The sequence below is a fragment of the Sodalis sp. RH19 genome (assembly GCF_047324215.1).
Lineage (GTDB): Bacteria > Pseudomonadota > Gammaproteobacteria > Enterobacterales > Enterobacteriaceae > Acerihabitans.
This window is the reverse complement of sequence record NZ_CP178734.1, coordinates 3,847,810-3,874,003: the sequence shown is the minus strand read 5'-3', so window position 1 is coordinate 3,874,003 and position 26,194 is coordinate 3,847,810. Positions and strand designations below refer to the sequence as shown.

Below are 26,194 nucleotides of genomic sequence, written 5' to 3'. Positions count from 1 at the left end.
TTTTTTGTGCTCATTATTGGCCCTGTAATTGCTTGCTCTTGTCTATACAAGTCCCACCTTCGCGTTATTTTTTGATGGAGCCGTCGTATGCCTTCCCCCATAACCCTGTCGATGATCGGCATTCGCAAATCCTTTGGCGACCAGGAAGTATTAAAAGGCATATCGCTGGATGCGCGCCAGGGTGAGGTGATTTCCCTATTGGGCGCCAGCGGCTCCGGCAAAAGCACTTTTCTGCGCTGCATCAATTTGCTGGAAACGCCGGATGAAGGCACCGTGGCCATTGGCGGCGAGACCATCGTCATGAAGCGACACCGGCGCGGGCATCAGCAGCCCGCCGATCGGCGCCAGATTGATAAGATCCGCGCCCGGCTCGGCATGGTGTTCCAGAATTTTAATCTTTGGCCCCATATGACCGCGCTGCAAAATGTGATCGAAGGTCCACAGCATGTGCTGAAACGAACGCGCAAGCTCTGTATCGAACGGGGCGAACAACTGCTGGCGAAAGTGGGGTTATATGATCGCCGCAATTATTATCCGTCCCAGATGTCCGGCGGCCAGCAGCAGCGGGTCGCCATTGCGCGCGCGCTGGCCATGGATCCGGAAGTGATGTTGTTCGATGAGCCGACTTCCGCGCTCGATCCAGAACTTGTGGGCGAGGTGCTCAAGGTCATGCGGGCGCTGGCGGAGGAGGGCCGCACCATGCTGGTGGTCACTCATGAAATGGGTTTCGCCCGCGGCGTTTCCAATCGAGTGGTGTTTATGCATCAGGGCGCTATCGAGGCGCAGGGCACGCCGGAGGAATTATTTAATCACCACCCGTCCGAACGTTTCCGGCAGTTTATCTCCAGTCATCAACAGCGGGCGCAGTAGCGAAGGCAACACGCGCATGGCGCTTTACCGGGGCGGTCTTCCGGCTATAGTTGCCCGTACACCCGGCAGGCGCGCCGTTGGGCAGCATGGCAAGCCGGTATTCCCTAGGGATGTCGGCCCACGCTAAGCCACGCCGGCATAGGGATAGGGCATTGATTAGTCATGATATTGATGTAAAAGTGAGCGATTGCAGGTAAGGTAGGAAGGCTTCTCACTACCTGAACCCATCGCCGGAGGACTTATCATGATGATTAAAGCCGTTACCCGCGCCGCTCTCCTGCTCTGCGCCGCGGCAATGATGCCGTTTGCGTGGGCTGCCGCCACGCCGCAGATCAAAAGCCAGGCCCCGGGCTACTATCGGATTATGGTCGGCAATGCGGAAGTCACCGCCCTATATGACGGCAGCTCCACCTTTCCCCTGACCCTGTTTAAAAACGCCACGCCTGAAGAATTGCAACGTTATGTCGCGCAAGTGGACGGCGACGCGCCCAAGGTGGTTAACGGATCGGTTAACAGCTTTCTGATCAATACCGGCGAACACCTGATCCTGATCGACAGCGGCGGCGGCAAACTGCTGGGCCCGGGTTTCGGTCAGGTAATGGCCAATCTGAAGGCATCTGGATACGCACCGGAGCAAGTGGACACTATTTTATTAACCCATATGCATGGCGATCATATCGGCGGGCTGGTGACCGCCGACGGCAGGCCGGCCTATCCGAACGCCACCGTCTGGGCGGCTAAGCCGGAGGTGGACTACTGGCTGTCGGCAAGCCGGGCCGCCAAGGCGCCGCAGGCGCAGCAGGCGGGTTTCCAGCGCGCGCGGGATATCCTGACGCCGTTGAAAGACGCAGGCAAACTGAAAACCTTTACCGCCGGCAAAGACCTGCTCCCCGGCCTGCAGCCCATTGCCCTGCCCGGCCATACGCCGGGACACAGCGGTTTTGTCCTGGAAGAGGGCGGGCAGCGTATTTTTTTCTGGGGCGATATCGTGCACTACTCCGCCCTGCAGTTCGCCCATCCGCAGCTGGCGGTGGGGTTTGACGCCGACGGCGCCCAGGCGGTGAAAACCCGTGCCGGCCTGTTAAAACTGATGGCGCATCAGAGAACACTGATTGCCGGCGCCCATATCACCTTTCCCGGCATCGGTTATGTCAGCGAAAACGGGCAACAGGGATACCGTTGGACGCCGGTGGGTTATGGCGAGGTACGCTAAACGCGTTGGCCGGGTTAACGCGGCGCGGCCAGGGGATCGTCGTCGAGGATAAAGCGCAGGCGCCGCTGTTCGACACGCACGCGCAGGTGACGATATTTAACCAGGTAGTACATGCCGACCAGCGCGGCGGCCAGTCCCGCGGCGGCGCCGATGCCCATTGCCCAGCGCGGGCCGAACCTGTCGGCCACCCAGCCCACCGCCGGGGCGCCGATGGGGGTGCCGCCCAGGGCGATGGCCAGGAAAATGGCCATAACGCGCCCGCGCATGGCGGGTTCGGTGGTCAGTTGCATCAGGCTGATTGCCGAGGTGGTTAACGTTTGCGCCGTCACGCCGATAAACACCAGCATGACGCTGAACAGCAGATAATTGGGCATAACGGCGGCAAGCGCCAGGCCGAGACCAAAGATGAGGGTATGGGTGAACAGCAGTGAGATGCCGGTGGTGGCGCGCCGGGCGGCGAGTAGCGCGCCGATAACCGAGCCAAATGCCATCGTCGAGGTTAACAATCCGTACTGGCTGGCGCCGGTATGAAATACGCTGACCGACATGGTGGCGATAAAAATAGGGAAATTCAGCCCGAAGGTACCCATTAAAAAGATCATCAGCAGGATGGTCTTGAGTTCCGGCCGGGCCCAGACATAACGAAATCCCCCGGCGAAGCTTCCCGGCGCGCGCATCGTCCGGTCGCGCGCATACAGTTCACCGTGACGCAGGGCATGCAGCGAGCCCAGCACGGCGATAAAGGAGGCGGCATTGATAAGAAACAGCCAGCCCGATCCCACCACGGCAATCAGTATCCCGGCAAGGGCCGGGCCGACCATGCGCGCCGTGTTGAACGAGGTGGAGTTCAACGCTACCGCATTCGGCAGGTCGGCTTGCGCCACCAGCTCGGCGACAAATGTCTGGCGCGCCGGCGCGTCGAACGCCGTGGCGCAGCCCAGTAAGAACGCAAATACATAGACGTGCCATAACTGCACCAACCCGGTCACCGTCAGGAGACCCAGTGCCAGAGCCAAGATGCCCATGGACGCCTGGGTGGCGATCAGGAGTTTTCGCCGGTCGACATAATCGGCGGCGAATCCCGTCAGGGGCAGCAGCAGGATCTGCGGGCCAAACTGCAGCGCCATCACCACCCCGACGGCGGTGGCGTTATTATGGGTAAGTTGCGTCAGCACCAGCCAGTCCTGCGCGGTGCGCTGCATCCAGGTACCGATATTGGACACCAGCGCGCCGCCGGCCCATATCCGGTAATTGACATTGCGTAATGAACGGAACATCCCCGTGGCCGTACCGCCTGGGCCGGTCATGGGCGCGGGTCGTCGACAAGGCGTTGAAGCAATGCTACCGCGTTGGCCAGTTCCCGCTGTTCCTGCGGCGAGAATTTGGACCGCACGGCCTGGAACAACCAGTCCTCCCGGGCCGCCCGATTGTCGGCAACCCACTGCCGGCAGGCGTCGGTCAATGAGAGCAAGGTCTGCCGTCCGTCGGCCGGGTCCGCCGTGGCGCCGATCAGTCCGGCCGTTTGCAGGGCGGCCACGGTGGCGCCCATGGATTGCGGGCGCATGCCCTCGCACCGGGCAAGGCCGGTGACGGTCATGGGGCCCTCGCGCTCCAGGCGGATAATAACGGCAGTTTGCGCCGGCGTCAGTCCGCCCGGCCGAGTTTCCTCGCGCAGCCGGCGTTTCAGCTGGCCGATCAGGACACGAAAATCCCTGACCAGGGTCAAGGTACGCGCGGCATCGGCATCGTTGGGTAGCAATTGGGTTTTCATAACGGAATGAATAGCAGATATACAGGTAAACTACAAAGGTATCCTTCATAAATAGTGCGCGCGGATGTTAATGCCGGTAACTTGTTATGACATTACGGCGCCCGGGTTCAGCCATGGCAACGGGTAAAGCGCAACACCTCAGCCCCTGCCATGATCCAGGTAGCGACGACCCTGGCCGTCATCGGGGGGCGGGGTGCCGGCGGGCAGCTTGCCGAACCAGCGATAGCGATTGCGGGCGACGGCGTTATAGATGCCGTCTTTGATCACCTGCGGGAAAAAACGCAGGATCAGCAGTGCGCGCCATGGCCAGCCAAGCTCGGCCAGGGCGGCGAAAAAGGCCGTCGAGCGGGTCGATACCTCGCCGTTGGCGATATAGGCGATGGTGCTGAAGTTATCGGTGGGCAAACCGGCCCAGCGCAGAAGATCCTGGCCGGCCGGCGATTGCACCGTGGCCAGATGGATTTTTTTGCGCCGGTCGGCGCGGATCAGAAAACGCACCAGCCGCTGGCATAACACGCATTCGCCGTCAAACAGGATCACCCGCTCGCCGGCCAGCAAATGCGGCGGGGGCGTGAGGCGTTGATTGCGGATAACATAGAGCAGCGGCGCGGTTGATTTGCGTCTGGCGTTTTCCATGATGCTTACCCCCTTAAAACCGATCCCGGCGCCGCGCCACCGGGCGGCGCCGGGTGACTGCCTCCCGCCGCGCCTGCGGCGTCAGCCCTGTAAATCCTTGAGTACCGCCTGTTTGAACTGCGCCATCGGGCAGAACCCGCGGGCATCCACCGGACATCCCGCAATATGTAGAGTGACACGTTGCGGCGGCGCGGAAAGCGACAGCGCACGCGTATTGCGAATTTGCCTGGCGGTGGGATACACATATTCGATTTTCATCAGATCACGATTATGTCGAGCGTCGTGCCAGCGCTGAAATACCACGGCGCCGCTGATGGGGGTGCGTTCAAACTGGCCCGGCAGTTGATAATCGCCGGTGCGCAGCGCCGCCAGGAGCGAGGCGATATTGGAATCATGACCTGCCAGCACCGTCAGCTTCGCCCGCTGCGCGGCCTGTTGATTGGCATCCGCCGCCGGCTGGACATCCAGGGCGCCGGCGATAAAGCCCAGCAGGGGCTTGGCCGCATTGGCGGCAATGGCCGGCGAGCCGAACAGCGTTTCGTGGTACAGGTTTTTAATTGTCTCCAACTGCCGCCATTGCTTATCGGTGGTCACTTTGCCCCAGGCGACATCCTTAAGCGGAAAGCCTTCATAATATTGCAGCATAAACGCATCGGTGGCGCCGGTGGCGGTGCGCAGCGGGCCGTTGATGCCCGGTTCCCTGCCGGTGGTCAGCGTCACCGACGACGGTTGCGCGGCAAGATCACAGGTATGGTCCCGCAGGCAGACCGTGCTTTGCCGATAATCCAATACGGTTTCCAGCAGGCGGTAGTTCGGCTGCAGCCGCTGGTTCAGGCCGTCGATGCCGCCGTCCCCCGCGTGCCGGTTAACCGAATCCAGCGCGTTTTGCTTAAAGCTATCGGTCACCTCGGCGGTGATGATCGGATTAAACGTCGGATCCATGGTGCCGACGGCGGCCTGATGGGTAACGTCAATGCCGCAGGTGGGAAAGGCGCCGGCGATAAATGCTTTTGCGGTATCAATGGTGCGCGGCAGGCTGTTGGCATAGATAAACACCTGCTGGTCCGCGGGGCAACCCTCCCTGGGAAGCAGGCCGGTTTGCGCCAGCCATTGCCGGAAATACCGGCCGACATGTTGTTCCACTTCGCCGCCCTTGGGGGTGAGCAGTCCGCCGTCGGTTTGCCATACCGGCCATTTTTGCGGCGTCGCTTCCGCCAGCGCGTCGCCATAGTTCACCAGCGGCGCGCGGATACCGTGGCGGCTGAGCGCCACCACTTGCTCCAGGGTATAACCCGCGGGGATCCGGGCGTTGTTTTCGGCTGCCCGCAGGGGGGCGGAAGACATGGCACATTGCAGCGCCAGCAGGCCAAGGGCATAACCGGGGAGTGTTCTTTTCATTGATATTTTCCTAAAAAAACCGATGCCAATTATATGCAGGTAAATATATTCTATTGAATATAAAGTATTTTCAGAATAGTCATTAATAAGGAAAATAGAGGGATCGACGTCACACTGCCGGCACCGCCCCTGACAAAAACACAAAAAGTTACTTAAACCGCCATGCTTACCGGCGTGATCCGGTATAAATTAATCTGGTCTATACTCAGGATCGGCAAAGCGTAGGCGCGCTACCACCGGCCCCGCGTTCTGTTATCCATCCCCTCTCTGTTCCCTCCCTGCCGTGCCTGCCGCTGATGCGCGTCGCATTTGTTTAATTTAAACACGGATGTCCATGTTGCGGCGGGCCACGGCGGGGAGATTTTTTTTCGGAGGAATTATGCGTTACAGTACATTCGGCAATACCGGTTTATTTGTTTCCGAGCTCTGCCTGGGCACCATGACCTTTGGCGGCGAGGGCGGCATGTGGGGACAGATCGGCAACCTGCAGCAGGCGGACGCCGAACGGCTTATCGGCCGCTCCCTGGACGCCGGCATCAATTTTATCGATACCGCCAACGTCTATTCGGAAGGCCGGTCGGAAACCATTACCGGCCAGGCCCTGAAAAACCTGAAGGTGGCGCGGGAAGACGTGGTGGTGGCCACCAAGGTCTTCGGCGCCAGCGGCACCCAGGGCGTGAATTCCTCGGGACTGTCGCGCTTTCATATTATGGAGGGCGTGAAGGCCAGCCTGAAGCGCCTGCAGCTTGATCATATCGATCTCTACCAGGTGCACGGCTTCGACCCCGCCACGCCAATCGAGGAAACGCTGTATGCCCTGGATAATCTGGTGCAGCACGGGCATGTGCGTTATATCGGCGTCTCCAACTGGAGCGCGTGGCAGATCATGAAGGCGCTGGGCATCTCCGCGCGCCTGGGATTGGCGAGGTTTGAATCGCTGCAGGCCTACTACACTATCGCCGGCCGGGACCTGGAACGGGAACTGGTGCCGTTGCTGCAAAGCGAGAAGGTCGGCCTGCTGACCTGGAGCCCCTTGGCCGGCGGCTTGCTAAGCGGCAAATACGACCGCCATACCGCCGGGGTGGAAGGCAACCGCCGCACTACCTTTGATTTTCCGCCGGTTGATAAGGAACGCGCGTATGACTGTATTGACGTCATGCGCGAAATCGGCGATGCCAAAGGGGTGTCGGTGGCGCAGATCGCCCTGGCCTGGCTGCTGCATCAGCCGGTGGTGACCAGCGTTATCATCGGGGCGAAAAAAATCGAGCAGTTGGAAGACAATATCGCCGCCACCGCCATCACCCTGTCGCCGGATGAACTGGCCCGGCTGGATAAGGTCAGCGCCCTGCCGGCGGAATATCCCGGCTGGATGCTGGAGCGCCAGGGCGAGAATCGTCGCAAGCGCCTAAACGAGGCGAATAAAGCCTAGCGCCTCCCGCCGGGTGCAATATTTGCAGGCATCGGCGCGCGGCATATATCAATGCGCCGCGCCGATGCCAGTAAAAGGCGAATGACGGCGTGACGCGTCTTAGGGAAGTATTTTATTAATTACTTATCTTCACACTACTTTCATTAAAACAAATATAATATTTTTATTTATGGGCTCTGATAATGAAATCACGTCATTTACAGTGTCCCGCTAGGTAATATTGAAGTTCTCCCCTGTTATAATCAATATCCCAAGGTTCTTTAATGTCCGCTGCCGGAGTTAATTATGCCGCAATGTCCCCTTGCCAGCAGAAGTTGTATTGGTATTTATCACAATAAAACCGCCATTAACGTTGCGGATCAAAAATATCAGCGTCAAATCATTCGCTATTTATCCGAGCACCCCGGCGACCCGCTTAAACGCGCGCGCGCGGATCTGCTGCTGCAAAGTTTGCTATTTATAACGAATATCACGGCTCATACGTCGACCCGCATTTTGCCGCCGGCGGCGCATAAAAAGAACACACATTCGCCGGTATCGCCGGCTGCCCCGCTCGCCGCTGAACGCCAGACGGGGAACGCCGGCGATCGCCGCCATTATTGGCACGCCAGCCTTATTCTCGCCCGAACCGATGCGAAAGCGGGTGAGGGGGGCATATTGCCCGCCATGGTCAACCCGGCGTGGATAAAATCCGGCGACGCCGAAATGGGGCGCGGTGACGTAATCGCCGGCCGCTCCACGCTCGCGCGGCGCCAGCGTCGGCATGCGGCATTAAAAACCAGGCATGATCATGGCATAAACTTGCGCGGCCCGTCCGGCGTGGATGATCCGGCGGCCAATAAAGTGAAAGCCCAAACCCGCCGGATTACGGCGTGGCTGATAAAAGAACGTCTCGCCGCCGTTGACGATGTCGCCAATCATATTTACCCCTTGATCAACCGATGTATTGATTCTTTACAGGATAATCCCGGCATATTACCCAGCCTGGCCAGGGAACTGAGCAAGCCGTCGGGTGATTTTGGATCGTATCGCGCGGAGCTATTATCTGAAAAACAGCAGCAGCGTATTTTCAGCCAGTGGCTGGATGCGGTGGTCTTTAAACCCGGCATCGGCGAGTTTATTGCCCGCGCCCTGGTGTGCGACAGGTCCGGCGACGATGAAAATCCCCCCTCGCGCACGGCCATAAGGCACCTATTTTCCGCCATCGAAGCTGAGCTGGCGGCCCCCGCCACGGCGCAAGAGGACGCGGCTTCCCCGGACGCGGGCCAGGCGTTAAGCCAATCCGCCCAGCGCTATATCCTGGACAATGTGGTCTTTGCCGACATGCCGACCTTGCGGTTTTATAACGAAACCGCGCCTTTTGCCGGCATGGATGTTGGCAGCGTGGAATGGGTCTATTTGCATGCCGGGCTGCGTTATGCCGACAGCCTGGCGCTGGACGGTTCTCTCCTGTCGAAAGAAGAATTGCTCCAGCTAGGGTATTCGCTGGAAGAGATGCTAAGCGCCGCGGTGATTGATGCCGAAGTGTTGTTTTTATTTGACGCGCCGGCCAGGATTTTTTATAGCCGGCAACAAAGGTTGCCGGCGACAGAACGGCAGGTGGAAAATATCTTCCATGGGACGAATGCCTCCTCTGTTGCCCTCGAGGCGTTCTTTGCCGCCGGCGAAAAATATAAAAACGACCATAATCCGGCGGAAATTTTACTCTCGGCGCTGGGGAAATACCAAACCCGTACCGCATTGTCGCCGGATTTGGCGCAGGCTACGGCGCTGTTCCAGAGTCAAAATGAGGATATTGCCGCTAAATACGCCGTGGTGGACGCATTAATGCTGTCGCGGTTGCTGGAGGATCGGGCGTCGGTGGCGTCTGAATTTATCGCCGGCGCAGCGGTGAGGTTAATATCGGCAAAATTCAGCGCCTTTAAAAGCCTGAAGTATATCATGGGCGCAAGGCATATTCCCCGACACGCTTATTCCATCGCGCTATTGCCCGAGGTAGACCTGCTGGCCGCGTCCGTGGGGAGCGAAATACGGATTTTTGCCCTGCGACCCTCGCAGGCGGGTTATAGCCTTGAGCGCGTGGATAAGATAACGGCACATTATTATGCGCTGATGACGGACCCCACGACGGCGAGAAAAGATCCGGACTATCAGTTGGAAATTTATGAGAAGGCCGTCAATGCGCCGCTGATGAAAAGTGCCGGCGATACGCTGGGGCCGTTGATCGAAAATTTGGTCATGCGGCATAAGCAGCGGCTGATGGACCAATTGCATCAATTCGGTTTTGAAGAAACGTCATGGGAAAAAACACAAAAATTCCTGCTGTCACTGGTTCCGTTTCATGATTGCTTAACGGGCCTCGACGATGGGCGCAGGGAGGCGATCATCCCCTGCCTGACGGACGCGTTTTCCCTGGTTCCCCTGGCTGGGCAGGGCGTGGCGCTATCGGCCCGATTTGCACAACGCGGCGCCATGGGCGGCATAGTTGCCCTGCGCGCCAGCCTCGGCGCCCTGGTTGTGCGCGCGTCATTCAGGGAAACGCTGCGCCGGGCCGGAACGGATGTCGTCCACTTCGCCGTGCTGCCGGCGTCGCGCGAGCTGAACCGCCAGGCCATGATTTCGCTTGGCCTGACGGCCATCAGGGCCATGGATCCCGGCGTTGAACTGGCGGGCTTCGCCGGCGCCCGGACGTTTAAACAGCTGGTCTCCATCGCCGAATTCATGAACGGCCGACTACCGGTATGGCAAAAAATACGCCTGGGGCTTGAACAGCGTCTACCGCCGGTAATGGCGCCGCCCGCTACACCGGTAATAATGGCTCGGCTGGCGGGGCTGGACAAGGAACTGCCGGTGGTAAAACTCGGGGGCGATAAGCTGGCGGGCCAGGACGTTTATGTCCGTTTTAATCCCGAGACCGGCGAAGCCTTCGGCAAAAAATACCAGTTGGCCCTTGGCAATATATTGCAGGCGATACCTTTGCCCATGGCCAAACGGTTGCGAAACATTCTGGAGCAGGGTATGGGCGGGCGGGGCGCGCCGGGGGCGGGGAAAGCATTCGCCGCCGCATCTTCCGGCCAGCCCTATGCCTGGGTCACGGCCCAACACCTGGCGGCATGGGTGGAAAACGCCATCGGTCCATTACCGACCACTACCCTGGCCCTTATCGCGCGGTGGCGCATTTCTGTGCGCCAATGGCGGGGCTATGTAAGCCCGGACGGGGTATTAACGGCCCGGGGGCGCGAGATGCTGCAAAACGCCGCGCCGGTGACATGGCGTCGCATTCTTGACCTGCCGCCTGCTATGCAACAGCGTATCCTGGGTCCTTCCTACCCGGGGACATTAAGCCATACCGGCCTTGCTTCTCCTGCAGCGGATAACGCTCATCGCGTCCTGGCGCTTTTTCCCCGGCAATCCGATTTGCTCCTGGCAAAAGAACATGCCCATTTCAATGACATATGGCATCGATGGGCAGCCGGCGGGAGCCACCACGAACAGCGCGGCAATGCGGTGGTAACATTGCAGTTCTGCCTGCGAGATAACCTGAAGGAACTTGATTTAAGGGGGTTGGGCCTGAGGTCTTTACCCACGGCATTACCGCCACAGGTGGTGAAACTGAAGCTTAGCCACAATGAGCTGCGACACTTTCAAGGCGTTCCGCTGCCCAATTTAACGCACCTGGATATCAGCCATAATCGTTTTAGCCTGTTACCCCGGGTGCAGGCGGATAAGCTGGAAACCCTTATCGTCCATCACAACCAGTTACAAAAACTTCCCGCCACGCAGGCGCCGAACTTGTCCGAACTTGACGTCAGCTATAACGAGATTAATATGGTCAACCTGATTAGCCATGGGAAATTGATGTCGTTAAAACTTAATAATAATGAATTAACCACGTTACCCGACATTAGCCAGCTGAAATTAAAAAGTCTTTACCTGGACCATAATTTTCTGACCGAGTTGCCCCGGTTACCGGAGACGTTAACTATTTTCAGCGCCGCGAATAATATTTTAGCGCAGGGAATGGCGGTATTACCGCACAAATTAACCAATCTGGATCTTAGCTTTAATTTAATCAACAAAATACCCCAGCAATGGCAGTTCAGCCAGTTGTTGCATCTGAAACTCAATAACAACCAGATAAGTGATATACAGCGGCTATTGCCGCCAACGCTGATTACCTTGTCGGCAAACCACAACTTTATCATGGAACTGCCGCCAACCTGGCCACCTAAAATAAGGTCTATCGGGCTACAGCATAATGATATCACCACGTTGGCAAACACCCACTTCCCGCCCGGGCTGCGGCTGATCAACCTGAACCAAAACCATATCCAGTCCCTGTCTGAAAACTTGCCCGCCGGCATAAAAAAGATTTTCATCGCCGACAATAAATTGAAAGCCATTATGACCAACGTGCCGCGTGATCTGGAGCTTATCGACGTTAGCAAGAATATGATTAAGCAGCGCCCCGCGCATTTGCCCGTCGAGGTGGAATTTATCAATACCCCTTAGCGGCAGGGCGTGCGCCTCTATTTTATCGCGCCCTGCGCTGTTTCCCAGCCCCCGCCCAACGCCCGGAACAGCATCACCTGATCGTCGGCCAGTTGCGCCTGCGACTGCGCCAGGGCGGCGTCGCTGTCGGCCAGGCTGCGTTCCGCGTCCAGTACATCCAGATAGCCTATTTTGCCGCTGGCGTACAGCCGGCGGGTTTTTTCCGCCACGTCACGGGTTTCTTTACCCGCAGCGCGCAGCGCCTGGTAGCGGTCCAGTTCCCGGGCGTAGTTATTCAGGGCGGTCTCCACTTCCCGCAGCGCGGTCAGGACGGAACCGTCAAAGCGGGCCAGACTGGCTTTTGTGGCCGCCTGGGACTGGGCGATGCGCGCCTGCGCCACGCCATTATTGGGGATCGTCCAGGAAATCAGCGGTCCAAGGCTCCAGCCATAGGTATCTTTTTCGCCGATGCCGTTCATCAAGCCGGCGGAGCTGCCCGCCAGGCCCAGGGTGATTTTGGGATAGAGATCGGCCATCGCCACGCCGACCCGGGCGGTGGCGGCGGCCAACTGACGCTCGTTCTGGCGGATATCCGGACGGCGGCGCAGGAGCGCGGCGCCGTCCCCTATCGGGATAAGCCGGCTGAGGCGGGGCGGCGTCACGCAGTCGGCGACATCACGCGGAAAATCCTGCGGCAGCGCCCCGGTAAGGGTGGCCAGACGGTAGAGCGCGTTCTGGCGCTGGGCCAGCAGGGGCGGCAGGGTAGCCGAGAGCTGCTGCAACTGCGCGCGGGCGCGTACGGTATCCAGTTCACCGGTGCGGCCCGCCTGTAGCAGCCGGCCGGTTAACGCCACCGATTGACGCTGCAGGTCGATAGAACGCCGGGCGGTTTGCAGCCGCAGGCCGGTGGCGCAGATCTCGGCATAGGCGCGGGCGGTGTTCGCCGCCACGTTGATTCTGACCAGATCAAGGGCCGCCTGGGCCGCCTCGCTGTCGGCGTTGGCGGCCTCGATGGCGCGCTGGATCTGGCCGAACAGATCCACCTGGTAGGACAAGTTCAGGCCGCTGTCGTAGTGCCAGGCGTTATCCGGCACATAACCCGGCTGCAATTCGGACAGCCCGGACGGATGGCCGTAATAAGGCTTGGCGTTAACGCCGAGCGTGGGATTTTGCGCGCTGCCGGCTTCCCCGAGCAAGGCCTGCTCCCGCTCAAGATTGGCCATGGCGACACGCAGATCGGTATTACGCGCCAGCGCCTGGGCCACCAGGCGGTCAAGCCTGGTATCCCGGTAAAGCTGCCACCAGCGGTCCGGCAGCGGTTGGGCGCTGGCCGGCGCGGCTCCGGCCTGCGTCGGGGCGTCCGTTTTTTCATCCGCCAGCGGCAAGCTGCCGGCGCGGGTGACCAGCGTTGATGCGGGAGCCCGGTAGTCCGGCCCGACCGGTTGTAACGAGCAGGCGTTCAGGCCGGCCAGGGCCAGCACTATGGCGCAGGCCGGCCCGAACGGAAATTTTTGATACCCGGCAATCATGGCTTGCATCGGCATGGCTAGCGTCCTTGCGCGACGGGATGGAGATTAATGATGCCGCTGGACGACCCCGCCACCTCCACGGTAACCGTCTCGCCGGCCACCAGCCGCTGATCCGGCGCTAAAGCGCCGATTTTCACCCGTACGGGGATACGCTGCGCCAGCCTTACCCAGTTAAAGGTCGGGTTCACGCTGGGCAGCAGGTTATCGCCGGTCAGCCGATCGCGTTCGGCAATGCCGGCGGCGATGCTTTCCACCGTACCCTTGAACGGCCCATTGCCGCCCATGGGGATAACCCGGACCGGATCGCCAAGGTGAATGCGCGGCAGCTTGGTTTCCTCAAAATAACCCTCGACGTAAAACGATCCGGTATCCACCAGCGCCATCACCGGTTTGCCGGTGGTGGCATAACTGCCCTGGCGCAGATCAAGATTGGTCACCATGCCGTCGACCGGCGAACGCACCTGGGCCCGCTGCAGGTTCAGCCGGGCGCTGTCCAGCGCGACCTCGGCCTGGGCCAGGGCGTTTTGCGCCTGGTCGAGCTGGGTGCGGGTGCGTTCCCGTTCCTCCTGCGGGATCAGCGTGCCCAACTGGGCATTGCGCTTGTCCTCGCGCTGGGCCTGGGCGATGGCGATGCGCTGGGAGTTAAGGCCGACTTCCGCCTGCCGCACCGCCAGTTCATAGCGGCTGCGATCCACCACGAATAACAATGCGCCGGCCGCCACGCGCTGGTTATCATGCACCGCCACCTCGGTCACCAGGCCGGAAACATCCGGCGCGATGGGCACCACGTTGGCGCGCACCCGGCCGTCCCGGGTCCAGGGGGCCAGTTCATAATGATCCCATAGCTGCAATACCGCCCAAATGGCCGCCAGCGTCACCAGCAGGGTAATCAATACGCGGATCGCTTGCCGCGAACGTAAGGCAAAAGTGTCGGATTTCATCGTAGGTTATCGCTGCAAAAGATACGTGACATGGGTAATCCCATAAAGTAAAAGGAAATAAACGGCGATATCGAACAAGGCCGGATGCCAGACCCAGCGATAAAAACCGCCCATCGCCAGCAGGCGCCGTACCGCCCAGAATAGCCCCAGCGCGGCCAGTGCCAGCACCATCAGCCAGGGGAAAAAGAGACCATAAAAACTGGCTTCGCCAATCATGGCGCCTCCTCCTTAACGTTCAGGGCGACGGGGGCGTCGGGGAACAGGTTATTGCGCAGCCCCACCAGGGCGGAAATGGCGCTGCGCCACTGCGGGGTGGGTTCCGGCATGTCGAGCATCGTGCCCAGCGCCTGGTCGACGGCGCGATGCAACGACACGGCGGGCAGGTTTTCCGCCGAGCGGAACAACTGGGACAACTGGGCGAGCAGCGCGCCGAAGTCCACCGCCGGAAAATGCCGCCGCGCCTGCTGCAGCGCGATGATATTCACCCCCAGGCGCAGATCGCGCAGGGTTTCCCTGGCGACGCTATGGTGCCGGTTGGTTTCGCCCTGGGCGATGCGCGTCACCAGCAGGCCGATGCGATCGATCATCCTGACGGCAAAAATTTGCAGCTGCTGCGCTTTTACGCCCCTGGCCATCGCCACCAGGTCGCGGCGTATTGCCCGGCGGATACGGCGCGCGCTCCAGTCGGCGCCGACCGAGCGAAATAACCGGGTTACCCGCGCCGCCACGAAGGTTCCCAATAACTGGGCGGTGGTGCTGTTGATAAAGCTGGTGACGTCCGCATGGGCGGTATCATGCAGCGACAGGGTGCCCGCCACGCCGAACAGCAGCGGCAGCGCCACCATAAGCAGGGCCGGGCGGGCGCTGTAGCAGCCCAGCACCAGGAACAGCGGCGCGCATATCAGTACCAGCATGCCGAAGTCATGTACCGCGGGCAGCAGCACCAGAATATAAATCGCCGATATGGGAGCCGACAGGAAGGTGTATTTAAGGAAATTATTGATGGCGGGCACCGGATCGTCCATGACGGCGAAAAAGCTGCAAAACACCGCCGCCATCATGGCCGCGGTGGCGCCGTCGGCCCAGCCGATTTGGATCCAAAACACGCAACACAGGCCGATGGCGATAAAGGCCGCCAGCGACGAAAGCAGCGCCATGCCAAGATCCCGATGCAGCACCCGGTTGCCGACGGCGGCCAGGCGGCGCCTGGGCATGACGCCGAGCCGCATGGCGGTGGCGATATCCTGGCGCAGCACTATGCACTCCTGCCATTTCATCACCAGTTCTTCCAGATAGCTGACCAGCGAAATGCGCAACGCCCGCGACCACGGGCTGTGATTACCGCCGGATTCCAGCCGTGTTGCCGATTCCCTCAGCGCCAGGCGCTGGTCGTGATACTCCGCCGGGGTGAGCCGGACCTCGACGCCGGCCATTAGCGGTTCGTTGGCCGCCAGCCAGGCGCTGATTTGACGTTGCACCGCCAGCACATCGGGGCTCCAGCCGCCTTCCGCCCGATACAGCGCCTGCAGGCGATCCTCCACCCCGGAGAGCGTGGGGATCAGTTCCGCCACCCGGTCCTGCATGGTACGCATAGCGCCCGCCGTCCAGGCCAGATTGCCGGTATCAAACGGGATATGGGTGGCCAGCAGCCGCAGTTGGGTAATATCCACCGACAGGCGCAGGCGCGCCGCGGAAGTGGCGCCGTCCTCCCCTGCGGTAGGAGGAAGCGGCGCCGGGGCGGAAAAAATATCCTTCAGCCAGCGCCGGGTATCGGTTAAGGTTTTGTCCAGCAGGCCCATGACGCTGCCCGTCAAGCCTGCCGGCAGCACCACGCTGTGTACCAGGGTGGCGCATAAAATCCCCAGGCAGATTTCCTCCACCCGGGTGATGGCGGTATTAAAGATCAAATCCGGGGTCTGTACCGATGGAAAACCGATCAGCGCCGCCGTGTAGCCGGCCAGCATAAAGGCGTAGGAGCGCGGGGTTCTGTCGAGCAGGGAAATAAACAGGCAGACGCTGACCCACAGCGCCATGGCCAGCACCAGCAGCACCGGCGCGTTGGACAGGGCGGGAATGATAAATACCGTGGCGGTGCTGCCGATAAACGTGCCGCACAGGCGGTAGACCGCCTTCGATCGCACCATGCCGGCCAGCGGCTGGCTGACCACATAGACCGTCATCATCGACCAGAAGGTATTGGGCAGCCCGGCGCGGCTGGACAAATAGAGTGCCATCATCGCCGCCGTAAAGCTTTTCAGCGAATAAATCATTTCCGCGCGGGAAAACAGCCTCAAGGCAGGCAACGTCATGGTCATCAGGCCGGCGTGTTGATTAGCGCGTCGTCCAGGGACGAAGATCCGTTGATACCCAGCCGCCGTTCCAGCAGGCAAAAAGTCCGCAGGCATGCGTCAATGTCCGCCTGCGGCACGTCCTCGAACAGCGTGGCGCGAAAGTCGTTCAGCATCGCCTCGATCCGTATCTGGATAGCGCTGCCCGCCGGCGTCAGGTGCAGAACCTTGGCGCGCTTGTCCACCAGGTCGTCCTGGCGCAACACCAGCCCGGCATCCACCAGTTGGTTGAGCGAGCGCACCAGGGAGGGGCCCTCGATCCCTAGTTCTTCCGACAGCCCGCCGGGACGTATCCCTTCGGGATGACGGCCTATCAGCACCAGCGGCCAGGCCATGGCGGAGGAGAGTCCCAGCGGCGCGACCAGTTTATCCGCCTTGGCCCGATAGGCCCGTTGTAGCTGGCCCAGGGCCATGGTCATCGCCATCAGCGCCTGCGCGCGGGTTTTCGGCATAGTCATCGCTATCGTTAGTATGTAATTAGGTAGTTTGCTAACTATATGGTGATCAGGGGCATGCGTCAACGGATCGGCCGCTTTTCGTTATGCAGTCTTTGCCGATTCGGGACTAGGTTTATTACCCATACATAGTGATCATAGCTATCCACTAACGCGTTGTTGCGTACTGATAAGGATGACTACGCCATGCCAGATCCGTTATTAACCGGCCATGTATTGGGAGAGGCGGCCTGCCTGCACGCCGTTGATGATGGGCCGCCGGAAACGCCTCGCTTTTCGCTTGATCATTTTATCCTGAAGACCTATGTGCAGCCCTGCCGCTACGGCGCGTATCGCCTTTATCACGGCATGCGCTGGTTTGAACATGCCGATACCGCTTCCCTTAGCGCGCGCATCCATTTTACCCGCTGTCTGGTCGATCGCATCATTGCCATGGACTTGCCCAGGCAACAGCCGCTAACCCTGATTTCACTGGGTGCCGGCGGACTTTTGGCGGAATATGTCATCAGCCGGTTATTAACCGATAAGGGATTTACGCATCTTCGCTGGCGCTGCATCGACGTTATGTATGCCCATGAGGATTTTGCCGACGCCATCAGGGTTTTCCGTGAATGCACCGGCTCTTGCATCGAGACTTTTTCCACCGAGCGGGCGTATCTTGATCCTATGGCGGGCGCGGGGGCTTGGGCGGCAGGCGACAGGGACGACGGCGCCGCCATTGTGCTGTCCATGGCGCCGCCGGCGATAGCGATGAAAGATTTGACGCCGTCGCAGGAAAAACAATTGGCGGGCCAGGTCTGCATGCGCGGGCATATTACCGAAGAGCTGGACGAGGCCAACTGTGTGAATATTATTTTCGCACTAAACAATAATATAGACAGCTATTATCAAGAATTAACGGCTGTGCTCAAAGGCAGTAATAAACTTATCTGGCTTAATTGTATACTAAAATGCTCTGTGAATGACCAAGGGCATTATGATATGGTCTCCAGCGCTGATACATACGCCGATGTCATTTATAACAGGCTGACAACGCAATTACATCAGCTCTGGAAAAGCGCGCGCCTTCGCACCGCCGGGGCGCCGGGCGATGCCGTCCCCGTGCTTAGCCTGTCGCAGATCATTATAGCGGCGGGGTTGCTAAGGACACGATGGCCGCCATTAAGGGTCATCCACAAGCTGTTTTTATTCAACGATTATGATATCGCGTTGAGCGGGCTGCGCGCCTTTTTTCGCGACGGCAGCCGGTCAACGTTATTTGCTTCTTTTGAGAATAATACTGCGGAGTTTGCCTAAGCGAGCGGCGATGGCCGGGTTTAGATATAGACCCGCAAATACTCCGTCAGGCACAATATGGCCATGGCCTGGCCGTAGGGCATGGACGTCAGGGGGATCTGGCGGTAATATTCCAGCTCGCTGCCCATCGCCGTGCCGAACGACACATCGGTCAACTCGCCGTCCTGGTTTATGCGGCCGATGACGCCGCGCACCGCGTTTTCCGCCATTGCCCGGTAGCGCGGGTCGATGTAGCGTTTGCGCAGCGCCTTCAGTATGCCATAGGCAAAACCGGCGGTGGCTGAGCTTTCCAGGTACGACTGCGGCTCATCAAGCAGCGTATGCCACAGGCCGCTCTCATCCTGGCATTTTTCCAGGGCGTCGATTTGGCTGGTCAGTACCTCGAGCAGATAGCGGCGCGTGGGGTCCTGTTCCGGCAAATCCAGCAACTCGATAAATTCCGGAATGGCCACCGTCAGCCAGCTGTTGCCGCGCGCCCAGCGCGCCCGGGCAAAATTATGCCGGCCGGCGAAACTCCAGCCGTGAAACCACAGCCCGGTTTCCCGATCCATCAGGTACTGGATATGCAGTAAAAATTGATAGGTTGCTTCCGCCACGAACTCCGGCCGGTTGAGCAATTTGCCGATTTTCGCCAGGGGCAGCACGCTCATCATCAGCGTATCGTCCCACAGCTGCTGATGGTTTTCATTGTTATAGACGATATGCTGCAACCCGTTTTTTTCGGTGCGCGGCATCTCGTACATCACCCATTCCGCCCAGCGCTCCAGGTAAGGGCGCCAGGCTGGATTGCCGGTATCCTCATAGCGGTAGGCCAGGGTCAGCAGCGGACACACCGTGTTCACGTTTTTGGTGGGCGTGCCCTCCGCCAGCCTGGCGGCGAACCAGTCGTCGATAATCCCCCGCATCCGGTCGTCGCCGGTTTGCTGGTAGTATTGATAAATGCCGTACAGGCCGATGCCGTGCGTCCATTCCCACCCGGCCCATCCCTTGGTGTCGATGACACGTCCGTCGTCGAGGCGCAGTAAAAACTCGCCGGTGCGATCCTCGATATTGATCAGGTTATCGGTCACTTTGCCGATCAACCCTTTTAACCGGTCGCGGGGTAACAGATATTCAGGCTGCCGGAGCAACGGGCTGTGTTTTACGCTAAAGATAGTCATGTATGTCGTCCTGCCGATGTCTTTATAGATAGATTAAATCAGGTGCCCGGTGGGCGCGGCTTTTTCCGGCGCGCCTTTATGGCGGTTAAGGTAGCCGATGTTGTTATTGCCCCACAGCGATTCGTATTTCATGCCGGTCAGCGTCTCCACGGTGGCCCGTGCCTCCGGCGTGATCTGCTGCGGCAGCGGATGATTGGCCGCGCGCATTTTTTGCGTTTCCAGCTGCAGGATGCGGTGGGTTTTCAGGTTCAGCTTAAAGCGCAGGGAAATAATGAAACCCGCGGTCAGCACCAGCACCGTGCCGATGCACAGGATGGCCAGGATGGCGTGGCTTACCTGCGGCAACTGCACTTTCTGCCCGGAAACGAACCCCGACAGCTGCAGGAACACCCCCACCAGCATTACCGCCCCGGCCTGGGACGCCTTGCGCGTCAGCGTCATGATGCCGGCGAAGATGCCCTCGCGCCGCTGGGCGGTGATCGCCTCGTCCACATCGGCGATATAGGTGTAGATATTCCAGGGCACATAGTTGATGCCGCCCCGGCCAAGGCCGGCCACGGCCGATACCAGCAGCAGCAGCGAGAACGTGTCGCTCAGGCCGGCGTAGTACAGCACGCCGTAGGAGAGCGCGCTCAGGCCGAACAGGGTGACCACCAGCCGGTAGGACGGCGCCGGTCCGAAGCGAATGCACAGCGGGATCATGCCGATCACCGCCACGAACTGCAGGATCGCCATCACCCCCATCAGGTTGGAGGCCACGGTGGCGCTTTGCATCAGCACGAACACCACATAATAGGTAAACACCGCGTTGAACACGTCCTGGGCGATGTAGCCGCCGAGGTACAGGCCCAGATGCTGGCGAAAAATGCGCACGCGCAGCGTGGAGGACAGTTCGATATGCAGGCGCCGCAGGCTTTGTCCCAGGGTCAGCTGCTGTTTTTCACGCTCAAGCTTTAATACCGCCTCCGATTTCAGCGCCGCCGGCCGCTCCCAGGTAAACAGGTAGACCAGGGTCAGCACCAGCGCGCAGATCACCGCGAACACCACGCTGGCGTAGAAAAAGGAAATGGCGTTGTCCTTGCCGAAATGCGACAGCAGGATGCCGGGCAAAAAGGCGGCCAGGATGGCGGACAGCTGCGCCAGGGCGATGCGCGCGCCGGAGAACTTGGATTTTTGTTTAAAATCGTCGGTCATTTCCGGCACCAAGGTTTCGTAGGGCACCAGGATCATGGTGTAGACCACGTCGAACAGCAGATAGGTCAGCAGGTAATAACCGTAGCCCATGCCGCCGACCCACATCAGGCAGTAGCTGAACACGCAGGGAATGCCGAGCAGGATAAAAAACTTACGGCGGCCGAAGCGCTTGCCCAGCCAGGTGCCGCCGAAGTTATCGGTCAGGTAGCCCATCAGCGGGCTGACCACGGCGTCCAGCACCCGGGCGCAGGCAAAGATAAAGGTGGCCTCGATGGGCGAGAGGCCGCAAAACGTGGTGTAGAAATAAAGCAGCCAGGCGGCGGTCAGGGCGGTGGTGCCCGCGCCCAGGAAATCGCCGGAGCCATAAGCCAGGTATTGCGGTAAACCTATGGAGCGTATTTTCATCGTCATGCTTCCCCGGATAAGGCGTTGACAGGGCATGGTAAAAAACGGTCAACCGACCGTAATCCTCATTGTCGCTGTCAACCCTAGCGCCTGGGGCGGCGAGAAACCTTTCTCCCGTTGCCAGACCCGGTGATTGAATGGCAAAAAAATAAAGAGCGGGGCGATCAAGCTCAAATTTATAAAATTTTATTTCTTTTATTAAGAAACATTGGTTCATTTAATCAGCAAACCCTGTCCGCCGCGGCGCAAACCTACAAAAAAGATCAGCCACCTCCCGCCAGTCGTTGACCCGGCGATAGCCGCGCGCATGGATATTATGCGGAGCGGTAAACAGGATGCCTTCGCCGACGAAATGCTCAAAATGACGGACATTGTCGTCGATAAGAAAATCGGCGTTGAGGATGCGCTTGTTGCCGCAAAAGACAAAATTCATGGCGCTTAAAAAACCGAAGTGGGTTTGCAGCCAGTTAAACTTGGCGGTAAACGAGGCGGGGAATTCCATGGCGGCGGTAGTGATGAAAACATGGTATTTGCCGCTCAATTCCCGGACCACATCCTGCGCGCCGGCGATCACATCCAGATCGCTGAAAAACGCCGGCTCGCCGATCATCTGGTTGATTTTCTCGCGCAGCGCCGGACGCAATTGCTGAATAGTCTGTCCGGCAAGATCGTTTAAGCCGATATGTTCGCCAAATTCGGCATTAAAATGCCGGATCATTTTGCTGTTGAAATCGGCAATCACCTCATCCATATCTATGGCTATCGTCTGCATGGCTCCTCCGGTTTTTCAGGCCGCGCCGTGCAGCGGCGGGCCGGTATCGTAGAGCACAATACTAGCCCAACAAGCGGGTAATTGGCCACGCTTGTCCCGGCATCACGCGCGCGCTCACTGGAAAAATTGGTTGATAACGCCGACGATCCGGTCCTGCTCTGCCAGGGACATATGATTGTGCAGTGGAATATGGAGCACCGTGGCATGAATGCTGCGGCTGGTAGCGAAACTTATTTTATCCTGGTAGGTTAAGGCAAACTCGTTGGCCCCGTCATACCCTAATATGGGATAATAGATATCAAATTCGATATTCATTATTTTGGCAAAACGTATCAACTCGTCCCGCTTGCCCGCGTTGACCCGGATGGGGAATAAATGCCAGGTGTTGGCCGTTTGTTCGATGGGCAGCGTAATAAATCCGCGATGTTCCAGGAGAGCGAGCTTATTAATATAACGATAAGCCAGGTAAGATCGTTTTAACGCATTCAGGGCAAAAAAAGTTAATTTGGCTAATAACGTCGCCGCCTGGATATTATCCATCCGGCTGTTAAACCCCCAGTTCTGCGCTTTGACGTTTTTTTTACCCTCGCAAAAGCCATGATAGGAAAATTGCCGGGCGCGTTTGGCGATGGCCGAGGAACAGGTCAGCAACGCGCCCGCCTTGCCGAATCCGCCGATGTTTTTAAACGGGTTAAAACTCAGCGTCACCACATCGCCGTAGTTGATGATATCCGGTATGCCGAAACACTGGGCCGCGTCAATGATGACGCGCAGCTCATGATGCCTGGCCTCTTGGGATATGGCGCTCATATTTCTGACGGAGCCGTACAGGCAAACGGCCAGGATGGCCTTGGTGCGCGGGGTGACCAGCCGCGGGATCTCGGTTGGATTGAGATTGAAACTGGCGTCGATGTTGGCGTAGACCGGCTTTGCCCCGATGGAAAATATGGCGTTTTCCGTGGCCGCGAAAGAGTTGGGCGGCACGATGACTTCGTCGCCCGCACCGACGCCGATGGCCTTCAGCGCAATTTTCAGCGCGTCCGTCCCGCTGCTGGTGGCGATGCATGCCGTCGCCCGGTAAGACGCCGCCAGCCGTTTTTCCAGCCGGGTGATAAAGTCGCCGCTGGTGAACTGGCCTGACGCCACCACTTTTTCCATTTCTTCCAGGCACGCCGCCCGCTCTTTGTCCGAATTAAGCCGGGTGAAGGGGAGGAATGGAATAGGGGCGCCGCTGTCGTATTTGGCTTCGTTATTAATAATACTGATTAAGCCGTCGCTTTCCATAGGTAAATGGGTTGCCCGTGCGTTGGATTTTCCAGTCTTTAATAATTCAAGTGCGTGATGATTAATATCGATAATGTTAAGCATATAGCTTATTCTTCCTTGATGGCCGGGAGAATAACTTATGCCATTAATGTAAAAAAATCATCATAAAGTTAAAATTTTAACGTTATTTTTCGCTCAATGATTTAGCATTAATATACTTAATTATTTGCAATAAATATTATGTTTTTAATATCCATGCGCCGCTTTTCGTTTCCCCGGCCATAGCGGCGGGCGCATCACGTTGGCGGCTTTCGGTACTCCGTATCGGAAATGACCCGCGCCACCTGGGCCAGCGGTCCGATTTTCACCGTGCTCCTGCGCCCGAGCTTGCTTTTGTCCATCAGCAACAGCGACTGCGTGGCCTTGTTGAGCATCAAGGTCTTGTAATCGGCGTTGATCGCGTTCGAATCCCACATGATATTGTCATTATCAATGCCTTCGCATGAAAAAATAAACAGGTCGATATCAAGGTGCCTGACGATGGAAAACAGCGCTGGATTGACGTAACAGGCATATTTACGCTGCAACGTGCCGCCGGAGTTGACCAGCGTAATATGGGATTTCTTTTCCAGCTCGCTGCACACCCGGACGCTATTGGTAAACACGGTTAGGGGGATGTCCGGCAGCTTTTTGGCCAGGTACCAGCACGTGGTGCTGGCATCCAGGGCAATCACCATATCCTCGTCAACCCAGGTCAGGGCCTGGCCGGCGATATCAGCCTTGCTGTTTAAATGGCTTTTGACGCGGGCATTAAACGAGTCGCCGCTGTCGGGTTTGCCGCGCGCAATGCCTTTGGCCCGGCCATGTTGACGGATGATCAGGCCCTGGTCCTGCAGGCTGTTGAAATCCCGGCGGATGGTTTCCTTGCTGACGTCGAACCACGCCGCCAGTTCATCCACCTTCAGGACCTCCTGTTGGGATATTAACGCCAGGATATCTTGCTGCCGCGTTGATTTCATCTTGCCCTCCCGCTTACCCGATGTCCCGCTTCCGGCGCCCCAGGCCAGGGTGTGAAAGCGGTTGTCGGCATAAGATACGGCAACGGACGGTCAAAATATGGGCGTTACCCCTTTTTTTAATAAGATATTACCGTATTTTGCCCGCTCGCCGGTCATGACGATGGCGAACGCCCGCCGGGCGCGCTCGTAAAAAGCAAACCGGTCGATGCGTGTCACCGGCAGGCGTTCGCCCGCGCCAAACAAGGCCTGCAGGTAGCGGTTTTCCACCGCCGGGTCCAGTTCATCCCCTGCGCCGGGCATCATCATCACCAGCGGCGGCGCATAGCTGTCCAGCTGGAACAGCGGGATCACCGCCGCCAGCAGCGGGCCGATGTCCAGCCCGTCGGCGCGCAGCACCTGCGGGCCGAGGGAATGCCCCGGAAAATGCGCATCGGCGAAAACAATCTCGTCGCCATGGCCCATTTCGGCCAGCGTTTTTAGCAGCGACGGCGAGATAAGCGGGGATATCAGTTTTAACATACATGCACTCCAGTTCGAGGGGATGGGAGCCCGGTCGGGGGCCACTTAATATCGGCATAGTCGCCGCCGGGCCTGAACCATTGATAGCGATAGCCGACCAGGGCGCGGGCATCTTCCGGCGACGGAACATAACCGATGCCGCTCCAGATAAACATCGAGGCGCCCAATACCGTGGTTTCCGCCTCGTCCATCACTTTGATCGGCACCTGCAGCAGGTCGGCCTTGATTTGGTTCCACAGGGCATTGCGACCGCCGCCGCCCACCAGCGTCAGTTCACTGACGGTGAAATGTCCTATTTGCGCTAATAATGCCAGATTATCGCGCAGGGTCACGGCCAGTCCTTCCAGCGCGGCGCGATAAATATGGCCGCGCCGCGCCGCCAGCGCAAGTCCCTGCCAGCTTGCCAGTCCCGCCCCCGCCGCCAGCAGGGAACCGCTCATCCTGACGCCGTCCGCCCCCGGCGGCACCTCGCGCGCCTCGCGAATCATCGCCTGATAGACTTTGCTGGCCGGCGTTGCCGACCAGCAAAGCTCGCGCACCCACTCCAGTACGCCGGAGGCCAGCCATTGCAGGCCGGGATTAAACAGGCCGGCGCAGCTGTCCAGCTCGCAGGTGGACCCGGCGATACGCGGCAGTATGCCGGTGTCCACCCGCCGGCTGCGTACCATCAGTATTTCCCAGGTGCCGGAGGACAGCACCGGCTGGTCCAGCCCGGCCCCCGACCCGAACAGGGCAAACTGCGTGTCATGCCCGGCGGCGATCACAGGCAGGCCCGGCGGCAGCCCAAGCCTGGCGGCGGCGGCGGGCAGCAGCGCGCCGATGATATCGCCGGCGTTCACCAGCGGTGGAAACAGCGCGGCGTCCAGGCCGACGGCCGCCAGTATCCGCGCGCTAAAGCATTCGCGCCCGACATCCAGCAGTTGGCTGGTGCCGGCCATGGTGCGATCGGTGGTGAACGCGCCGGTCAGACGGTGGTTGATAAGCGACGAGATAAACAGCCAGGCGCGGGCCTTCGCCAGCAATGCGGGATGATGCTGTTTCAGCCAGATAAGTTTATACAGGGTATTAAAACTGAACTGGCCGACGCCCGATATCGCCTGTAATTCCGCCGGGCTGATATAGCGGGCGATATCGGCCATCACCGGCGCGGTGCGCGGACACTTCCAACTGATAACCGGATACAGCAAGGCGCCTTGCGCGTCCACCAGCGCACCGTCGACGCCAAAGGTGGTCACGGCCAGGCCGCGCACCCGGCATGACGCCAGTTCGGCCGCCAGGCGGCGGGAGCACTGGCTGAAGCCGTCCATAATGCTGTCCAGCGACCAGGTTTGCCAGTCGGGGTTCTCCGCCGCCGGCAGGCTGGCGTTCGGCATAACCGCCTTGGCGACCGTCCGGCCGTCCGGGGCCATGGCGATCGCCCGGATATTGGTGGCGCCGCAGTCCAGTACGATAACCACATCTTGCTTCATACCGTCTCCCCAC

General features: G+C 59.1%; 21 protein-coding genes. 5 read left to right on the top strand and 16 right to left on the bottom strand.

The annotated features are described in order from the left end of the window. The first annotated feature begins 87 nt into the window (after nucleotides 1-87). Complete coding sequence (locus ACL2XF_RS17575) at nucleotides 88-870, top strand: ABC transporter ATP-binding protein (protein WP_410012315.1); 783 nt, start codon at nucleotides 88-90, stop codon at nucleotides 868-870. A 244-nt stretch (nucleotides 871-1,114) separates the two neighbouring features. Beyond that, complete coding sequence (locus ACL2XF_RS17570) at nucleotides 1,115-2,083, top strand: MBL fold metallo-hydrolase (RefSeq protein ID WP_413727247.1); 969 nt, start codon at nucleotides 1,115-1,117, stop codon at nucleotides 2,081-2,083. Nucleotides 2,084-2,097: 14 nt separating this feature from the next. On the opposite strand, the gene ACL2XF_RS17565 is transcribed toward ACL2XF_RS17570, so the two are convergent. The 4 genes from ACL2XF_RS17565 to agp form a co-directional block, all read right to left on the bottom strand. Beyond that, on the bottom strand, nucleotides 2,098-3,360 hold the full coding sequence (locus ACL2XF_RS17565; RefSeq protein ID WP_410012313.1) for an MFS transporter: 1,263 nt from the start codon (nucleotides 3,358-3,360) through the stop codon (nucleotides 2,098-2,100). A gap of 26 nt (nucleotides 3,361-3,386) precedes the next feature. Continuing rightward, the gene (locus ACL2XF_RS17560) at nucleotides 3,387-3,854 is read right to left on the bottom strand and encodes a MarR family winged helix-turn-helix transcriptional regulator (RefSeq protein WP_413727246.1); all 468 of its coding nucleotides are present in this window, start codon (nucleotides 3,852-3,854) and stop codon (nucleotides 3,387-3,389) included. Between the two features lie 138 nt (nucleotides 3,855-3,992). Further along, on the bottom strand, nucleotides 3,993-4,490 hold the full coding sequence (locus ACL2XF_RS17555; RefSeq protein ID WP_410012311.1) for a thiol-disulfide oxidoreductase DCC family protein: 498 nt from the start codon (nucleotides 4,488-4,490) through the stop codon (nucleotides 3,993-3,995). A gap of 81 nt (nucleotides 4,491-4,571) precedes the next feature. Beyond that, on the bottom strand, nucleotides 4,572-5,888 hold the full coding sequence (agp, locus tag ACL2XF_RS17550) for a bifunctional glucose-1-phosphatase/inositol phosphatase (protein WP_413727245.1): 1,317 nt from the start codon (nucleotides 5,886-5,888) through the stop codon (nucleotides 4,572-4,574). 379 nt (nucleotides 5,889-6,267) lie between these two features. Between agp and ACL2XF_RS17545 the strand changes: the two genes are divergently transcribed. Continuing rightward, complete coding sequence (locus ACL2XF_RS17545; RefSeq protein ID WP_413727244.1) at nucleotides 6,268-7,317, top strand: aldo/keto reductase; 1,050 nt, start codon at nucleotides 6,268-6,270, stop codon at nucleotides 7,315-7,317. A gap of 285 nt (nucleotides 7,318-7,602) precedes the next feature. After that, nucleotides 7,603-11,829, top strand: coding sequence for a hypothetical protein (locus ACL2XF_RS17540; RefSeq protein ID WP_413727243.1), 4,227 nt, complete (start codon nucleotides 7,603-7,605; stop codon nucleotides 11,827-11,829). Between the two features lie 17 nt (nucleotides 11,830-11,846). On the opposite strand, the gene ACL2XF_RS17535 is transcribed toward ACL2XF_RS17540, so the two are convergent. From ACL2XF_RS17535 to ACL2XF_RS17515, 5 genes are read right to left on the bottom strand one after another with little or no spacing between them, the layout of a single operon-like run. Continuing rightward, nucleotides 11,847-13,352, bottom strand: coding sequence for an efflux transporter outer membrane subunit (locus ACL2XF_RS17535; protein WP_413727242.1), 1,506 nt, complete (start codon nucleotides 13,350-13,352; stop codon nucleotides 11,847-11,849). Nucleotides 13,353-13,354: 2 nt separating this feature from the next. Continuing rightward, nucleotides 13,355-14,278: an efflux RND transporter periplasmic adaptor subunit gene (locus ACL2XF_RS17530; RefSeq protein ID WP_410012305.1), complete on the bottom strand. Its 924-nt coding sequence runs from the start codon at nucleotides 14,276-14,278 to the stop codon at nucleotides 13,355-13,357. 6 nt (nucleotides 14,279-14,284) lie between these two features. Then, nucleotides 14,285-14,494: a DUF1656 domain-containing protein gene (locus tag ACL2XF_RS17525; RefSeq protein WP_410012304.1), complete on the bottom strand. Its 210-nt coding sequence runs from the start codon at nucleotides 14,492-14,494 to the stop codon at nucleotides 14,285-14,287. Then, complete coding sequence (locus ACL2XF_RS17520; protein ID WP_413727241.1) at nucleotides 14,491-16,587, bottom strand: FUSC family protein; 2,097 nt, start codon at nucleotides 16,585-16,587, stop codon at nucleotides 14,491-14,493. The genes ACL2XF_RS17525 and ACL2XF_RS17520 overlap by 4 nt, the downstream gene beginning before the upstream one ends. A gap of 5 nt (nucleotides 16,588-16,592) precedes the next feature. Next, complete coding sequence (locus ACL2XF_RS17515; RefSeq protein WP_410012302.1) at nucleotides 16,593-17,078, bottom strand: MarR family winged helix-turn-helix transcriptional regulator; 486 nt, start codon at nucleotides 17,076-17,078, stop codon at nucleotides 16,593-16,595. A gap of 189 nt (nucleotides 17,079-17,267) precedes the next feature. On the opposite strand from ACL2XF_RS17515, the gene ACL2XF_RS17510 reads away from it, so the two are divergent. Next, a complete protein-coding gene (locus tag ACL2XF_RS17510; protein ID WP_410012300.1) occupies nucleotides 17,268-18,377 on the top strand; it encodes a hypothetical protein in 1,110 nt (369 codons plus the stop codon). A gap of 20 nt (nucleotides 18,378-18,397) precedes the next feature. Here ACL2XF_RS17510 and ACL2XF_RS17505 read toward each other — a convergent pair whose 3' ends face one another. The 7 genes from ACL2XF_RS17505 to fucK all read right to left on the bottom strand — a co-directional run bounded on the left by ACL2XF_RS17505 (nucleotide 18,398) and on the right by fucK (nucleotide 26,181). Beyond that, entirely contained in the window at nucleotides 18,398-19,537 is a 1,140-nt protein-coding gene (locus ACL2XF_RS17505; RefSeq protein ID WP_413727240.1) for a glycoside hydrolase family 88/105 protein, read from the bottom strand. Between the two features lie 33 nt (nucleotides 19,538-19,570). Continuing rightward, nucleotides 19,571-21,136, bottom strand: a complete 1,566-nt coding sequence (locus tag ACL2XF_RS17500; RefSeq protein ID WP_410012298.1) for an MFS transporter — start codon at nucleotides 21,134-21,136, stop codon at nucleotides 19,571-19,573. Between the two features lie 217 nt (nucleotides 21,137-21,353). Then, nucleotides 21,354-21,908, bottom strand: coding sequence for a 5' nucleotidase, NT5C type (locus ACL2XF_RS17495; protein ID WP_413727239.1), 555 nt, complete (start codon nucleotides 21,906-21,908; stop codon nucleotides 21,354-21,356). A gap of 114 nt (nucleotides 21,909-22,022) precedes the next feature. After that, the gene (locus ACL2XF_RS17490) at nucleotides 22,023-23,276 is read right to left on the bottom strand and encodes a DegT/DnrJ/EryC1/StrS family aminotransferase (protein WP_413727238.1); all 1,254 of its coding nucleotides are present in this window, start codon (nucleotides 23,274-23,276) and stop codon (nucleotides 22,023-22,025) included. A 194-nt stretch (nucleotides 23,277-23,470) separates the two neighbouring features. Continuing rightward, complete coding sequence (gene fucR, locus ACL2XF_RS17485; RefSeq protein ID WP_413727236.1) at nucleotides 23,471-24,193, bottom strand: L-fucose operon activator; 723 nt, start codon at nucleotides 24,191-24,193, stop codon at nucleotides 23,471-23,473. 90 nt (nucleotides 24,194-24,283) lie between these two features. Continuing rightward, entirely contained in the window at nucleotides 24,284-24,712 is a 429-nt protein-coding gene (gene fucU, locus ACL2XF_RS17480) for an L-fucose mutarotase (protein WP_410012292.1), read from the bottom strand. Beyond that, on the bottom strand, nucleotides 24,706-26,181 hold the full coding sequence (fucK, locus tag ACL2XF_RS17475; RefSeq protein WP_413722025.1) for an L-fuculokinase: 1,476 nt from the start codon (nucleotides 26,179-26,181) through the stop codon (nucleotides 24,706-24,708). The genes fucU and fucK overlap by 7 nt, the downstream gene beginning before the upstream one ends. Nucleotides 26,182-26,194 lie beyond the last annotated feature (13 nt).